Source organism: Streptosporangium sp. NPDC002607 (genome assembly GCF_053592655.1).
Window position 1 is genome coordinate 195,909 of record NZ_JBSFWD010000004.1, and the last position, 12,868, is coordinate 208,776.

At 67.7% G+C, this 12,868-nt stretch carries 19 protein-coding genes; 17 read left to right on the forward strand and 2 right to left on the reverse strand.

What is annotated here, in order from left to right; genetic code table 11:
- Positions 1 to 28: 28 nt before the first annotated feature.
- The 9 genes from ACWD3H_RS06460 (at position 29) to ACWD3H_RS06500 (ending at position 3,819) form a co-directional block, all read left to right on the forward strand.
- Positions 29 to 388 carry a hypothetical protein gene (locus ACWD3H_RS06460; RefSeq protein ID WP_451954256.1) on the forward strand — a complete coding sequence of 120 codons (360 nt, stop codon included), beginning with the start codon at positions 29 to 31 and terminating at the stop codon, positions 386 to 388.
- Positions 385 to 615 carry a hypothetical protein gene (locus ACWD3H_RS06465; RefSeq protein WP_451954257.1) on the forward strand — a complete coding sequence of 77 codons (231 nt, stop codon included), beginning with the start codon at positions 385 to 387 and terminating at the stop codon, positions 613 to 615. Before ACWD3H_RS06460 ends, ACWD3H_RS06465 begins: the two co-directional genes overlap by 4 nt.
- 25 nt (positions 616 to 640) lie before the next feature.
- Positions 641 to 1,786 carry a hypothetical protein gene (locus tag ACWD3H_RS06470; protein ID WP_451954258.1) on the forward strand — a complete coding sequence of 382 codons (1,146 nt, stop codon included), beginning with the start codon at positions 641 to 643 and terminating at the stop codon, positions 1,784 to 1,786.
- Positions 1,786 to 2,031, forward strand: a complete 246-nt coding sequence (locus ACWD3H_RS06475) for a hypothetical protein (protein WP_451954259.1) — start codon at positions 1,786 to 1,788, stop codon at positions 2,029 to 2,031. The genes ACWD3H_RS06470 and ACWD3H_RS06475 overlap by 1 nt, the downstream gene beginning before the upstream one ends.
- A 118-nt stretch (positions 2,032 to 2,149) precedes the next feature.
- Positions 2,150 to 2,356, forward strand: coding sequence for a hypothetical protein (locus tag ACWD3H_RS06480; protein WP_451954260.1), 207 nt, complete (start codon positions 2,150 to 2,152; stop codon positions 2,354 to 2,356).
- A 20-nt stretch (positions 2,357 to 2,376) separates the two neighbouring features.
- Positions 2,377 to 2,688 (forward strand): hypothetical protein, encoded by a 312-nt coding sequence (locus ACWD3H_RS06485; protein ID WP_451954261.1) that lies wholly within the window; start codon positions 2,377 to 2,379, stop codon positions 2,686 to 2,688.
- A gap of 110 nt (positions 2,689 to 2,798) precedes the next feature.
- A complete protein-coding gene (locus ACWD3H_RS06490) occupies positions 2,799 to 3,209 on the forward strand; it encodes a hypothetical protein (protein ID WP_451954262.1) in 411 nt (136 codons plus the stop codon).
- Positions 3,206 to 3,652, forward strand: a complete 447-nt coding sequence (locus tag ACWD3H_RS06495) for a DUF6248 family natural product biosynthesis protein (RefSeq protein ID WP_451954263.1) — start codon at positions 3,206 to 3,208, stop codon at positions 3,650 to 3,652. The genes ACWD3H_RS06490 and ACWD3H_RS06495 overlap by 4 nt, the downstream gene beginning before the upstream one ends.
- Positions 3,649 to 3,819, forward strand: coding sequence for a hypothetical protein (locus tag ACWD3H_RS06500; RefSeq protein WP_451954264.1), 171 nt, complete (start codon positions 3,649 to 3,651; stop codon positions 3,817 to 3,819). The genes ACWD3H_RS06495 and ACWD3H_RS06500 overlap by 4 nt, the downstream gene beginning before the upstream one ends.
- Before the next feature lie 17 nt (positions 3,820 to 3,836).
- Here the strand turns inward: ACWD3H_RS06500 and ACWD3H_RS06505 are convergent, their stop codons facing one another.
- Entirely contained in the window at positions 3,837 to 4,025 is a 189-nt protein-coding gene (locus ACWD3H_RS06505) for a hypothetical protein (RefSeq protein WP_451954265.1), read from the reverse strand.
- Positions 4,026 to 4,257: 232 nt separating this feature from the next.
- On the opposite strand from ACWD3H_RS06505, the gene ACWD3H_RS06510 reads away from it, so the two are divergent.
- Together ACWD3H_RS06510 and ACWD3H_RS06515 are read left to right on the forward strand one after the other, a co-directional pair.
- Positions 4,258 to 4,737, forward strand: coding sequence for a hypothetical protein (locus ACWD3H_RS06510; RefSeq protein WP_451954266.1), 480 nt, complete (start codon positions 4,258 to 4,260; stop codon positions 4,735 to 4,737).
- Between the two features lie 30 nt (positions 4,738 to 4,767).
- Positions 4,768 to 5,298, forward strand: coding sequence for a hypothetical protein (locus ACWD3H_RS06515; protein WP_451954267.1), 531 nt, complete (start codon positions 4,768 to 4,770; stop codon positions 5,296 to 5,298).
- Positions 5,299 to 5,389: 91 nt separating this feature from the next.
- On the opposite strand, the gene ACWD3H_RS06520 is transcribed toward ACWD3H_RS06515, so the two are convergent.
- A complete protein-coding gene (locus ACWD3H_RS06520) occupies positions 5,390 to 6,154 on the reverse strand; it encodes a hypothetical protein (RefSeq protein WP_451954268.1) in 765 nt (254 codons plus the stop codon).
- Between the two features lie 132 nt (positions 6,155 to 6,286).
- Between ACWD3H_RS06520 and ACWD3H_RS06525 the strand changes: the two genes are divergently transcribed.
- The 6 genes from ACWD3H_RS06525 (at position 6,287) to ACWD3H_RS06550 (ending at position 12,823) form a co-directional block, all read left to right on the forward strand.
- Positions 6,287 to 6,799 (forward strand): hypothetical protein, encoded by a 513-nt coding sequence (locus ACWD3H_RS06525; protein WP_451954269.1) that lies wholly within the window; start codon positions 6,287 to 6,289, stop codon positions 6,797 to 6,799.
- Between the two features lie 10 nt (positions 6,800 to 6,809).
- The gene (locus tag ACWD3H_RS06530; protein WP_451954270.1) at positions 6,810 to 8,192 is read left to right on the forward strand and encodes a phage terminase large subunit; all 1,383 of its coding nucleotides are present in this window, start codon (positions 6,810 to 6,812) and stop codon (positions 8,190 to 8,192) included.
- A gap of 89 nt (positions 8,193 to 8,281) precedes the next feature.
- A complete protein-coding gene (locus ACWD3H_RS06535; protein ID WP_451954271.1) occupies positions 8,282 to 8,455 on the forward strand; it encodes a hypothetical protein in 174 nt (57 codons plus the stop codon).
- Complete coding sequence (locus ACWD3H_RS06540; RefSeq protein ID WP_451954272.1) at positions 8,452 to 10,440, forward strand: phage portal protein; 1,989 nt, start codon at positions 8,452 to 8,454, stop codon at positions 10,438 to 10,440. The genes ACWD3H_RS06535 and ACWD3H_RS06540 overlap by 4 nt, the downstream gene beginning before the upstream one ends.
- A complete protein-coding gene (locus tag ACWD3H_RS06545) occupies positions 10,437 to 11,363 on the forward strand; it encodes a head maturation protease, ClpP-related (RefSeq protein ID WP_451954273.1) in 927 nt (308 codons plus the stop codon). The genes ACWD3H_RS06540 and ACWD3H_RS06545 overlap by 4 nt, the downstream gene beginning before the upstream one ends.
- Positions 11,360 to 12,823: a phage major capsid protein gene (locus ACWD3H_RS06550; RefSeq protein WP_451954274.1), complete on the forward strand. Its 1,464-nt coding sequence runs from the start codon at positions 11,360 to 11,362 to the stop codon at positions 12,821 to 12,823. Before ACWD3H_RS06545 ends, ACWD3H_RS06550 begins: the two co-directional genes overlap by 4 nt.
- The last annotated feature ends 45 nt before the right edge of the window (positions 12,824 to 12,868 follow it).

Here is a 12,868-nt window from a genome sequence, read left to right on the forward strand (position 1 = left end):
GCCGATGCGCGTCGGAACGGATCTCGTGATGCCGATCCGACCCGAGAACAAGATCCGCTATCCGGCCGACTGGCGGGAGATCTCTCACGCCATGAAAGAGGCGGCCGGATGGCGGTGCGCCTGCGCAGGGGAATGCGGTCGGGGCACCCACACCGGCCGCTGCCCGAACATCCATGGCCAGCCCGCGTACGGCACCGGCTCCAAGGTGGTGCTCACCACCGCCCACCTGGACCACACCCCCGAGAACTGCGACCCATCGAATCTCGTGCCGATGTGCCAGGGCTGCCATCTGCACTACGACCGGGACCACCATGCGCAGACCGCCGCCCGGACCCGTGAGGCGCGGCGGACGGCCGGGATGGACGCGCTGTTCGAGGTGACGTCATGACCGAGGAGCAGCTGGCCGCCCAGCTCGCCGCCGTCGTCACCCCGCAGCGCCTGTGGGACGAGCTCGACGCCCGCCGGCGGGCGCTGCGCCTGGCCTGGTGGCAGGTCGCCGTCCAGGCCGACGTGGGCGAGCCGTCCCTGCGAGCGCTGAGGTACGGCCAGCGGAGCGCGTACGAGCGAGCGCGGGCCTGGCTGGAGCGAAGACCAGCCCCGCCCCGGCCCGAGTAACCCAGCACACGGAAGACGGAGAAGCGTGAACGAGGAAGAGCGCGGCGTGGCGATCGACGAGGCCGACCTGCCGGCCTGGGCCCGGTCACGCTTCTCCGCTGCCCAGCTCCAGCTACACAAGGGGCTGCAGTGGATGCTGCTGATCTACATGAGCACCAGCTTGGAGGCGTCTCGCCTGAGCGTCGCCCAACGGCTGTACATCCACACGATCGGCAAGGAGCGCAAGGAGGCCAAGCCCAGCCTGGAGAGCCTGGCCAGGGACCTGAACATCTCCCCACAGACGGCGCTGGTCGCCACCCAGGACCTGGAAGAGCAGGGGTGGGTCCTGGTGAAGCGCGTCAGCACGCACTTCAACATCTACCGCCTGGCCTGGCCGCTGGAGAACGTGCTGGCCTCCGACAAGAAGAAGGTCGACCGGTGCGGACGACTCACGAAGAAGGGAGAAATCTGCACACGGCGGGCGGGCTGGGGGACGGACACGCCGGATGTCGGGCCGTGCAAGCTACACCCGATTCAACCCCAACCGTTGGAGTTGAAAGAGGACACCGAAGATCCGAATGAACCCCAACCGTTGGGGTCCACCGAATCTGATTCGACTCCAACCGTTGGAAATTTCAACCCCAACCATTGGAGCAATGAACCCCAACCATTGGAGCAGCTCACCCCAACCGTTGGGGTGGAGTACGAAGGGAGTGCGTTACAGAGTTCGTTACTGAGTACGTCCACTCCGGTTCTCGCCGTAGGCGAGCTAACGGTCCGTACCGCGCGAGCCCTCGACGCGCCTTCGGCGAACCAGAGCGGCTTCGCCGCCCGATCACTCGTCTCAGCCATCCCCCGCTACCGAAGCGCACCCGGCTGGGTCAAGAAACACCTCGCCACCCTCGCCGACGCCGCCATGTCCGCCGGATTCCACCGCGACGCGATCGTCCAGTACGCCACCGCCGTCATCGCCGAGGCCCGGTTCGCCGAGCACCAGCACATCCCCGAGTTCCGCGACGCCCTGCGCCGCCTCGGCCGCGACGCCGCCCTCGGCGACCTCCCCTCACCCCCAGAGCCCGCACCGGCCGACACCGACGCGCCCTGGACTGACGAGGACCAAGCCGCCTGGGAGCGCGTGCTCGACCACCTCAGCGTCACACCCGACGACCTCGACACGACAGGAACGCCCTGATGACCCAGCTCAAGCCCGACACCCAGACCGACCCCGACATCAGCGCCGAGTGGACCGCCCTCCGCACCGGCCTGACCCGCATGCTCCAGCCCCACGTCCAGGACGCCGTCCGCGACGACCTCGTGAAGCGCATCGTCGCCGAACTGGTGAACGGACCCGGCTGGAGACCGCCGATCAAGGCGCTGCCCGCCGTGATCCGCGACGCCCGCGTCCGGCGAGCCATGGCCGCCGAGGACGCGCCGTGAGGTGCCTGCTCTGGCACCGCTGGGTCACGTACGAGGCCATCGGCCGCGTGATCACTCAACGGTGCAGCCGATGCGGCAAGACCCGGACCCGAGTCACCTGACCACGAAGGAGCCCGCCATGGCCACGTTCGAAACCAGGCACACCGCCCGCAAGCGCCACGTCCCCGGCTGCACGGCCTGCCTCCGAGCCATCGAGCCCGGCGAGCAGTACGCCCGCTTCTCCGCCACCCCGCACGACGACATGTGGAACGGCGACACCTGGGCCCACATGAAGGCACACACCCCGTACGGCAGCTGCCTCCAGCGCGACCACCCGAACCCCTGACCGGCCGAACGGAGGCGACCATGATCCCCACACAGCGCGAACTCCGCCGCTGCAACGACTGCCAGCGCCCGGTCCTGTGGACCATCACCAGGGCAGGCCACCACATGCTCGTCGACGCCAAGCCGGACGACCTCGGCAACCAGGCGTGCTACCGGATCGGACCCCGTACCTGGCAGTCCCGCAGCCTGGATGCGGCTGACGCGCTGCCGCTGGCCGGGTGGGAGCACCGGTTCATGCCGCACGTCGCGACGTGCAAGGGCCGGAAGGCTCCGGCGCCGGTGGTGCTGCCGTCGAACGTGGTCCGGCTGGACTCGGCCAGGCGCCGTCACTGACGTCTCCTCGCGCCTCAGAGCCCTCAGGAACGCTCCAGCGCCCCACCGCCGGTATCCCGGCACCTCTCACACCGCACAGGCCATCTCAGAGCCGCAACGACAGGAGAGACATGACCCGCATCGACCTCACCACCCGCGAACTCCACGCCCTCATCGCCCCCGTCCTCCCCCACACCGGCACCGACCCCGAAGTGCCCGAACTCGGCGTCATCCGCCTCGAAACCCGCGACGACGTCATCTACGCCATCGCCACCGACCGCTACACCATGGCCGCCACCCGCCACCCCCTCGACGACGCCGCCGACGACGTCACCGTCGCCATCGACCGCAGCGACGCCAGCGCCATGCTCAAGCTCTTCAAGTTCACCAAGGACGACGACCCCCGCCTCAAACTCGTGATCGACAAGATGGCCGTTCCCGTCAACGACCGCGGCGACAGCGTCCTGTCCGTCGGCCTGCAGGTCGACTCCGAAGACGGCACCCGGCTGCCCCACCCCGGCCACGCGGCGGTGCCGCGGTGACGCCCGGCGAGGCCGAGTGGGTGCGGGCCAACATCTGGACCCAGTACATGCGCGAGAACTACTACCCGGCCACGCACACCTGCGCCTGCCAAACCGGCCCCTCCGACTGGTGCATCACCGACCGGCACACCTGGTGCCGACCGAAGCCCCGCCCCGACTACGAGACGCTGATCCTCGACCGGCAGGGCCTGGTCCCCGCCTGGCTGCCCGGGCCCTACCAGCACCCGGCTCCGTACCCCTGCAACACCGACGAGCACCGGCAGAAACCGCTCGCCCGCGTGTGGCTCGCCGACCGTGTATGTCGGCGCCTCTGCTCCTGCGTCTGCCACACCAGCACCCGGCCGCCAGCCGCTTCGGAGCCCGAAACCGTACCGCGGACCTCGTGGACCTACGAGCTGGTCGAGCTCCCGCTGTTCGACCTCGCCACCGGAGGCGCGCGGTGAGCGACCCGGACACTCGCCTCAACCTCGGCCGGTGCCCGGACTGCGGGAAGGTCCGCTACGAGACCCGGACCAAGGCACGCCGTGCCGCGCGCACCCGGCACCGAGGTAACCGGATGCGCGCTTACCAGTGCGGCGACTACTGGCACCTCGGCCACATCGTCCCCTGATCTCGACGAGCATTGGCCTATTCGGCGCCGGGCGGGCGCCAGGCGTTGCCGACTCCCACCCGCTCGTTAGTACGGCGGCATCGAACGCAGTCGTAGATCACGGATGCCTGCTTGCCCGTCGGAACCGGATTGGGGTAGTTACGGGGTTTCTCCATGACCGTGTGCGCCGGTATCCACATCCGGACAATGATCTTGTCTGACTTCATGCACTCGATGCAGTAAGGCTCGTCCACGATGATCGTCTCCCTGATGAGATGTCACCCCCTGGCCCGGGGGCCGGAGTAGGAGAGCAGAAAATCGGGCTAAGCGCAGGCCTCGACCGGCTTGCCATCTGACTCCAGGAGCCGCTGCCCTACCTACGACGAGATCGCGATCGAGCTCGGTGGCCCGCTGTACCGTGTCGGTGACGTAATGGCGTTGATCTCGTGAGGAGACTCGATGATCACTATCGAGCAGGCGCAGGAACATCTCCCCGTCGGCGCTCGGGTCCGGCACCGACTCTTCGACCGAGTCGGTGAGATCGCCCCAGGTCAGCTCGCCCTGCCGAGCCCCAAACAGGGCTACGAGATTAAGACTTACTCTGTCGATCGGGACGGAATATGTTGCGCAATTCACGTGCAGTGGGACTCAGGCCGTACGGAATGGGCCGGTCCCTGGGATCTAGAGAAGATCAAAAACGGTGAGGACGACGGGGCTGCCGACGCGTTCAACGCCGAGTTAAAGCAGGTAGGCAGAGACCTCGGCCCTGAATTTTGGGAAAGGACGTGGGTCAAGACGGCGCTGTGGGCGGCTTACGCCGGCAACCGTGACACCCTGCAGGAGTATCTCGCGAAGTGCGCCCCGGAAACTGTAGAGAAGCTCGCCGCAGGCGCTGCCATCCTCACCGAAGAAGCCCGCAGGCTCAAGGACCAGCGGTAACCGAGAGGACCACCTCGGGCGGAGGCGAACATGAGCGACGTGCGAGGCGGCAACGGCTGCTATGCCCGCGACCCCGACGTAGCCGCCCGCGACGCCCAGGCGTGCCGGCTGCGCGCGCAGAACCTCACCTACCAGCAGATCGCCGACCAGCTCGGCCTCGCCTCCAAGTCCTCCGCCTACGAGGCGGTGCAGCGCGCCCTCAAAGAGACCGTCGCCGAACCCGCCGAGGAGCTCCGCCAGCTCGAGCTGATGCAGCTTGACGAGCTCGCCCGCGCCGCCCGCGGGGTGCTGGAGGCCCGGCACTACGTGGTCTCACACGGCAAGATCGTGCGCCTCGGTCAGCCGTTCATCAACGACGACGGCGCGGCCGAAGTAGACGACGGCCGCGGCGAGCCCCTCGCTGACGACGCCCCCGTGCTCGCGGCGATCGACCGCCTCCTCCGCATCCAGGAACGCCGAGCGAGGCTCCTCGGCCTGGACATCCCGGTGAAGCAGCTGATCGGCGGCGACATCGCGATCACCTACAACTTCGAAGGCGTCGACCTGGACGGCCTGACATGACCGCGGACCTCGGCGAGGACGCGCTGCGCATGGCTGAGGACGACTCCCCCGAGGCCTGCCCCCAAGGGTGCGGCAGCATCACCGAGGACTCTTACGGCGGACCCTGCCGATCATGCTGGGACCTCGTGTTGTAACGCCCGCTGACATCCTTTACAGGGATGTCGTTGTAATCGGGTATGACCGGGAGCTCATTTGTGGCGGCCCTGGCAGCCTTCTCAGCCTCCCATTCAAGCCGTGCTGTTAGCTGAGGCTCCCACTTGCCTCCCTTGATCCACAAATTTGTCGACTTCTCCATCACGATGAGGTCGGCAGTAATTTCGGATCCGATGAAGCTCATCAGCTCAACATCACGATTTCCTTGCCCCTTATCCAGCTCAACAGTCAGGTGCATGATCTTCAGGTGGACTGCCTTGCCCTCGGGCTTGATCCATGCGGCGTACGCCTCGTGCTGCTCGTCATCGATGTAAAGATCCGATAGTCGGCTAGTCCATCCAATTAGTTGAGCGCCAACCGCTCGCATAACACCTGTGGACTCAATGTTGACTAATGCAGAGATTGCCGCATCGATCGCATTTGAGAGTTGAGCGCCTAGTGCAACTCGGCGCTCCTCAGCGAGCCGCTCTTCTGCTCGACGCAAGTCCTCCGCGCGATCGATGCGGAGCTGCGCCGAATCCACCTTCCTTTCGTGCCGCTCCCAGAGGAACAGTCCGAGTGCCACCGAAACAGCGACAAGTGCGCCCGCAAGCGCGCCCCCGAAGTCGCTCAGCCACACATCGCGGAGCGGATCCCAGTCGTCCGGCACCTTTACGTAGATCGTCGGTGCGGGCGACGGGGTCAGTGTGACGAACTCCGTCACCGTGGGGACCGGCCTGGGGGTCGGGGAGAAGGCGAGCACGGCCCTCATTCTCACGGACCGTGTGCCGATATGCGTAGCTTGTTACCTGATCGTTCGCCGGACGCTCCCACCGATTCCCCTCATACTTGGGCAATGGCATGGGAATGGGTAGCGCCTGTAGCAACTGCGGTGAGCGGCGTGATCGGAGTGGGATTCACCTGGTATGCCGGCCACCAGGGGCGTCAGCACGCTGAGCAGGTGGCCAAGCAGAACACCTCCAGCACGCTCGCACAGGCGAGAGAAGCTCGCCGAGCCAGCGCCTACCTCGACATCCTCACCACGGTGAACGGCATGACGGGCTCCGTCAACCACATCACCGCCGTCTACAAGGATCAGGAAGATCCGCCGCTCCGCGAGCTGGACGAACAGGTCGCGACCAGCGCCAAGGTCGCCCTGTACGGATCTCAAGCCGTACGAGAGATCCACGAAGAGTGGTTCGGCCATGTGCGGACATTGCTCAACAACCATCGCGAGATCCAAGCAGGCCGCGATAGCGGGGCCGGCTACGAGCCTGGGGTGTGGCGGCAGCAAGAGGTAGAACGCAAAGCGATGAACGCAGCGGTGAAGCAGCTCCAGGATCAGATGAACAGCGAGCTGGCGTCGTAGCCTCGGCTCCATGACCGTCGCGCTGCGCCACGTCTATCGACCCCACGGCGCCGCTCAGGTGCTCATGGAGTGCCGGGCGCCGGAGGTCCTGCTCAGTGGACCGGCAGGCACAGGCAAATCCCGCGCGGCTCTCGAGAAGCTGCACCTGATGATGCTACTCAACCCCGGCGCGCGCGGCCTCATCGTCCGCAAGACCCTCGCCTCCCTCGGCTCGACCGGCCTGGTCACCTGGCGTGAGCACGTCGCCAAGGAGAGCATCGCCGCTGGCCACGTCGTCTGGTACGGCGGCAGCCCCCAGGAGGCCGCAGCGTACCGGTACAGCAACGGGTCCACGATCGTGGTCGGAGGCCTGGACAAGGCGCAGAAGGTCATGTCGTCGGAGTACGACGTCATCTTCGTGCAGGAGGCCATCGAGCTCACTGTGGATGACTGGGAGGCGCTGACCACCCGGCTGCGGAACGGGAAGATCTCCTTCCAGCAGCTGCTCGCCGACTGCAACCCCAGCACGCCGACGCACTGGCTGAAGGCGAGGGCGGACCGCGGTGACACGGTCATGTTGCACAGCCGCCACGAGGACAACCCCGTCCTGTTCAACCCCGATGGCTCCCTGACGATGGTCGGGCGGGACTACATCGGCAAGCTCGACAAGCTGACCGGCGTCCGGCATCACCGGCTCCGGCACGGCCGGTGGGTCGCGGCCGAGGGGCTCATCTACGAGGAGTGGGACCCGGCCGTCCATCTCGTCGACCGGTTCCCGATCCCCGACTCGTGGACGCGGTGGTGGTCGGTGGACTTCGGCTACACCAACCCGTTCGTGCTGCAGTGCTGGGCCGAGGACCCCGACGGCCGGCTGTACCTGTACCGGGAGATCTACTTCACTCGGCGCCTGGTCGAGGACCACGCTAAGACGATCCTGCGCCTGGTGCGCCGATGCGAGGAGTGCTGCTGCTCGAAGGCCAGCGACCACGACTGTCACACCTGCAAGACGTGTCGCCTGGTCTGGACCGAGCCCCGGCCGCGGGCGATCGTGTGCGATCACGACGCCGAGGATCGGGCCACGCTGGAGCGGCACCTGGGCATGTCCACGGTGGCCGCGAAGAAGACCGTCTCCGACGGTATTCAGGCTGTTCAGTCTCGGCTCAAGGTGGCCGGCGACGGGCGGCCGCGGTTGTTCATCTTGCGTGACAGCGTGGTGGAGCGGGATCCGGAGCTGGAGGAGGCGAAGAAGCCGTGCTGCACGGCTGAGGAGATCGTCGGGTACGTGTGGGACAACAAGGACGGCAAGCAGCCAAAGGAGGTTCCGGTGAAGGAGAACGATCACGGCTGCGACGGGAAGCGGTACGTCGTGGCGGAGCGGGATCTAGGTTCCCGGCCGCGCATCAGGGTCTTGTGAACCTAACCCAGAATCGCCGTGTGCAGTAAATTTTTCGGCCATCAGCCATATAGACCGTAAATCTTCCTGCGAGCTGTAGCATCCCGGGTGTGATCCCCCGGCTGCGCCCCGCCCTCCCCGTGATCCTCGTGATCGCCGGGCTCGCGCTGCTGTCAGCCGCCGCCTGGACCCTCGCCGTCCCCGCCGGCCTCGCCGCCGCCGGAGTGTCGTGCTGGGTCCTTGAATGGCGCCTCACCTCCCCGCTCTTCCGGATGCGGCCATGACCTCCATGTTCGGGGCCCTCGCCAGCGCCTTCCGGAACCAGGCGCCAGTCCCCTACGTCGGCCGGTCGGCGAGCTGGGCACTGCCGTTCCTGCAGCGCAACGACGCCGAGTCGCAGATGCGCGCCATGGGTTCGGTGGGCACCCTGTTCTCGATCGTTCACCGCACGTCGAACGCCACGTCACAGGTCAATTGGCATCTGTGGCGTCAGGCGGCCAGCGGCCGGAAGGAAGACCGGACCGAGGTCACCCGCCACCTGGCCCTCGACATCTGGAACAAGCCGAACCCGTTCTTCACCCGGCAGGAGTTCGTCGAGTCCGTCCAGCAGCACGTCGACCTGACGGGCGAAGGCTGGTGGGTGATCGCCCGCCACCCAGTCATGCGATCCATCCCGCTGGAGATCTGGCCAGTGCGCCCAGACCGCATCTCCCCAGTGCCGGACCCGGAAGAGTTCATCCGCGGCTACGTCTACCGCGGCCCCGACGGGGAGCAGATCCCGCTGGAGCGCGACGAGGTCATCCAGCTGCGCATGCCGAATCCGCTCGACCCGTACCGGGGCATGGGCCCGGTCCAGTCGATCCTGACCGACCTCGACTCGACCAAGTACTCCGCGGAGTGGAACCGCAACTTCTTCCTGAACTCGGCGGAGCCGGGCGGGATCATCGAGGTCGACAAGCGCCTGTCCGATGACGAGTTCGACGAGCTGCGCGATCGGTGGAACGAGCAGCACCGGGGCATCGCCAACGCACACCGCGTCGCACTGCTGGAGCAAGGGCGGTGGGTGGACCGGAAGTTCACCCAGCGCGACATGCAGTTCGCCGAACTCCGCGGGGTCGCTCGGGACGTGATCCGCGAGGCGTACGGCATGCCGAAGTTCGCCGTCGGCGACGTCGAGGACGTCAACCGGGCCACCGCCGAAGCGTCGAAGGCGTGGTTCGCCGAGCAACTGACCGTGCCGCGGCTGGAGCGCTTCAAGCAGGCGCTGAACAACGACTTCCTCCCGCTGTTCGGCGCCACGGCGGCCGGGCTGGAGTTCGACTACGTCGACCCCGTGCCCGCGAACCGTGAGGCCGACAACGACGAGCGCCTCAGCAAGGCCGAATCCGCTCACCAGCTGGTGACCGCTGGGTGGGAGCCCGCCGCAGTGCTGTCAGCGGTGGGGTTGCCAGAGATGCCCTTCGTCGGTCCGCCGGCCGGGGGGCCCAAGCCGCGGATCGCGAACTCGCGGCGTCGTCCGCTGGTCCTGCGTGCTCAGGCCGAACCCGAGGAGACGCGGGAGGACTGGCAGGAGCGCCTGGAGGAGCTGCTGGCCGACTGGGCGAATGTGTCGGAGGGGCAGCGGGAAGAGCTCGCGCGGCAGATTGAGTCCTTGGTGGATGAGGGTCGTACCGAGGATCTCGCCGCGCTGACGGCCTCCAGTGACGTCGGGGCGGCGTTGCTGGAGGCCACCCTCATCGCCCAAGCTTCGGCGGCGGGTGAGCGGATGGTGGAGGCCGCCGAAGAGCAGGGTGTGACCATCACGGCGGCGGCGGTGGCTGGGGTGCTGGCGGCGGGCCTCGCGGCGGGTGCGGCAGTGACGGCGGGGCTGCTGGCGACGGGCCTGGCGGTGGCGGCTGGGCGGGAGGCGCTGCGGGTGTGGGCGCCCGGCGCGTCCGGGGCTGAGGTGGCCGAGCGGGTCACCGAGCATCTGGAGGCCCTGTCGGATGCGAGCCTGCGCACCGAGCTGGGCGGCGCGATCTGGGCGGCCGAGGGAGCGGGCCGGTTCGCGACGCTGGAGCAGGCCGAGGCCGACGGCAAGGGCGCGACGTACTACGAAGCGAGCGAGATCCGCGACGACGCGACCTGTGAATTCTGCGAGAAGGCCGACGGGCGCCGCTACGACACGTTGCCCGAGGCCCAAGGCGAGTACCCGAACGGCGGCTACTGGGCGTGCCGTGGCGGCATCCGGTGTCGGGGCACGGTCGAACCGAGGTGGGATGGATCATGAGACTCGATCGCAAGCAGCTCCGCGCCAAGGCTGGCCCCGAGCGGCAGTGGTATCGGATCACGAACCTCGCTGACTCGGCCGAGGTGGTCATCTACGACGAGATCGGCTACTGGGGGACGTCGGCGGAGACGTTCTTGGAGGAGCTGCGGTCGATCACCGCGAGCGAGATCTCCTTGAGGATCAACTCCCCGGGTGGGGAGATCTTCGACGGCATCGCCATCATGAACGTGCTCCGGAGCCACACGGCCACGGTCACCGTCTACGTCGACAGCCTGGCCGCGTCGATCGCCTCGGTGATCGCCATGGCAGGTGACCGGATCATCATGCAGCCGCACTCACAGATGATGATCCACGACGGCAGCGGGTTCTGCTACGGCCAGGCCGGCGACATGCGGGAGATGGCCGACCTTCTCGACCGGCAGAGCGACAACATCGCCGGGGTCTACGCCGAGCGCGCCGGTGGCACTGTGGCCGAGTGGCGGGCGCGGATGCAGGCGGAGACCTGGTACACCGCCGACGAGGCCGTAGAAGCAGGGCTGGCGGATGAGGTAGCGCGGCCCGTCCGTCAGCCCGACCAGGACCCGGCGATGGGCAACAGCTGGGACCTCAGCATCTTCCGATTCGCGGGCCGTGCGGAGGCTCCGGCACCGGACAGCATCCCGGTTCCGGAGCCGGACCCCACTCCCGCTCCGGAGCCGGTTACTCCTGCTGACCCGCCGGCCGCGCCGGAGCCCGCCGAACCGCTCCCCGTTGTCGAGGACGGGCTCGACGACGGGGACCAGGATGTGCCCCCGCCAGACCCCGCCGAGCTGGAGCTCAGCGACCCGTCCGGTGAGTGGGACGACCTGACCGCGCACCTCATCACTCCCGCGTCGACCGACCCGGCCGACGTGTTCGCCAGCCTCAGGGAGGCACTGCTGTGACAAGGACTCTCAGCCCGGGGCAGCGAGCACGGCTCGCCGCTCTCGGCTTCGACCCGCGCGACCTCGGCCGGACCTTCAACCGGACCGCGCCGCCCGTGCTGCCGAAGGACATCCCGGTCCCGAAGAACGCCGACGAGCTCGCCGAGATGTTCGGCGACCCCGGCCGCTACAAGGCCATCCTGGCCAGCGCTGACACGCTTCAGGCGTTCGTCGCGGCCTACGCCCAGGAGCAGCAGGGCGACGGCACCGAGCTGCGCCGCACCATCGCCGAGGAGGCCCAGCGCTACCTGGCCCAGTACCTGAAGGACAACCAGGCCGGCGGCGACGGCATCAAGCGACTCAACCTGGACCCGCAGACCCGGCCCGCGTCAATGCTGACCAGCCACCGGCAGGCCACCGCCTACAACGCCAAGGCTGCGGGCGCCGCGATCGACAAGGACTTCTCCAGCGCGGCGGAGTACTTCAAGGCGGCCTGGCACCTGAACCCGTCGGCCGAGGCGCGGGCGAAAATGGAGCAACTGCGCAACGCCTACTCCAGCGTGGTGCCTGCCGAGGGCGGGTTCCTGGTGCCGGAGACGCTGCGCTCGCAGCTGCTGCAGATCGCGCTGGAGATGGCGGTCGTGCGTTCGCGAGCGACGGTTGTGCCGATGGAGACGGCGCGGGTGCCGTTCCCGATGATCGACAGCACGACCAACGTGGGCAGCGTGTTCGGCGGCATGATCGGCTTCTGGGGCGAGGAAAGCGCCGCGCTGCAGGAGTCGAACCCGAAGTTCGGCCGCGTCACTCTGGACGCCAAGAAGCTGACCGGGTTCGCCGTCGTCCCCAACGAGCTCCTGAGCGACAGCCTCACCTCCTTCGCAGCGCTGATCGAGACACTGTGGCCGATGGCCCTCGCATTCTTCGAGGACCTCGCCTTCATGGCCGGGACCGGTGTGGGCGAGCCTCTCGGCTTCCTTGGCGCCGGAAACAGCGCCGGCATCGCGATCACCAAGGAAGTCGGCCAGCCCTCGACGACGATCGTCGTCGAGAACGTGATCAAGATGTACTCGCGGATGCTGCCCGCCAGCCTCGCCAGAGGCATCTGGGTCTGCTCGCCCGAGGCGATCCCCGAGCTGTTCACGATGGCACTCAGCGTCGGCACCGGCGGCGGCCCGGTCATGCTCACCAACGTCGCAGGCCCCGCGCCAATGACCATCTTCGGCCGGCCCCTGGTCGTCAGTGAGAAGGCCGGACGCCTCGGCGCCCGCTCCGACCTGGCGTTCGTGGACCTGTCCTACTACCTGATTGGCGACCGGCAGGTCATGTCCGCCGCGAGCTCGACGGACTATCGGTTCGGCAACGACCAGACCGCCTACCGGATCATCCAGCGCGTCGACGGCCAGCCGTGGCTCAAGTCGGCGATCACCCCGGCCAACGGCGGGCCCACGCTCAGCCCGTTCGTCGAGATCGAAGCGCGGTAACCCCCGGCTGGCGGCGGCACTCAACCCCCACCGCCAGCCACCATC

What these genes read in the sequence shown, in the direction of transcription:
- ACWD3H_RS06460 (WP_451954256.1), top strand. Translation starts at nt 29, where the DNA reads ATGCCGATCCGACCCGAGAACAAGATCCGCTATCCGGCCGACTGGCGG.
- ACWD3H_RS06465 (WP_451954257.1), top strand. Translation starts at nt 385, where the DNA reads ATGACCGAGGAGCAGCTGGCCGCCCAGCTCGCCGCCGTCGTCACCCCG.
- ACWD3H_RS06475 (WP_451954259.1), top strand. Translation starts at nt 1,786, where the DNA reads ATGACCCAGCTCAAGCCCGACACCCAGACCGACCCCGACATCAGCGCC.
- ACWD3H_RS06480 (WP_451954260.1), top strand. Translation starts at nt 2,150, where the DNA reads ATGGCCACGTTCGAAACCAGGCACACCGCCCGCAAGCGCCACGTCCCC.
- ACWD3H_RS06485 (WP_451954261.1), top strand. Translation starts at nt 2,377, where the DNA reads ATGATCCCCACACAGCGCGAACTCCGCCGCTGCAACGACTGCCAGCGC.
- ACWD3H_RS06490 (WP_451954262.1), top strand. Translation starts at nt 2,799, where the DNA reads ATGACCCGCATCGACCTCACCACCCGCGAACTCCACGCCCTCATCGCC.
- ACWD3H_RS06505 (WP_451954265.1), bottom strand. Translation starts at nt 4,025, where the DNA reads ATGAAGTCAGACAAGATCATTGTCCGGATGTGGATACCGGCGCACACG.
- ACWD3H_RS06510 (WP_451954266.1), top strand. Translation starts at nt 4,258, where the DNA reads ATGATCACTATCGAGCAGGCGCAGGAACATCTCCCCGTCGGCGCTCGG.
- ACWD3H_RS06515 (WP_451954267.1), top strand. Translation starts at nt 4,768, where the DNA reads ATGAGCGACGTGCGAGGCGGCAACGGCTGCTATGCCCGCGACCCCGAC.
- ACWD3H_RS06525 (WP_451954269.1), top strand. Translation starts at nt 6,287, where the DNA reads ATGGCATGGGAATGGGTAGCGCCTGTAGCAACTGCGGTGAGCGGCGTG.
- ACWD3H_RS06530 (WP_451954270.1), top strand. Translation starts at nt 6,810, where the DNA reads ATGACCGTCGCGCTGCGCCACGTCTATCGACCCCACGGCGCCGCTCAG.
- ACWD3H_RS06540 (WP_451954272.1), top strand. Translation starts at nt 8,452, where the DNA reads ATGACCTCCATGTTCGGGGCCCTCGCCAGCGCCTTCCGGAACCAGGCG.
- ACWD3H_RS06545 (WP_451954273.1), top strand. Translation starts at nt 10,437, where the DNA reads ATGAGACTCGATCGCAAGCAGCTCCGCGCCAAGGCTGGCCCCGAGCGG.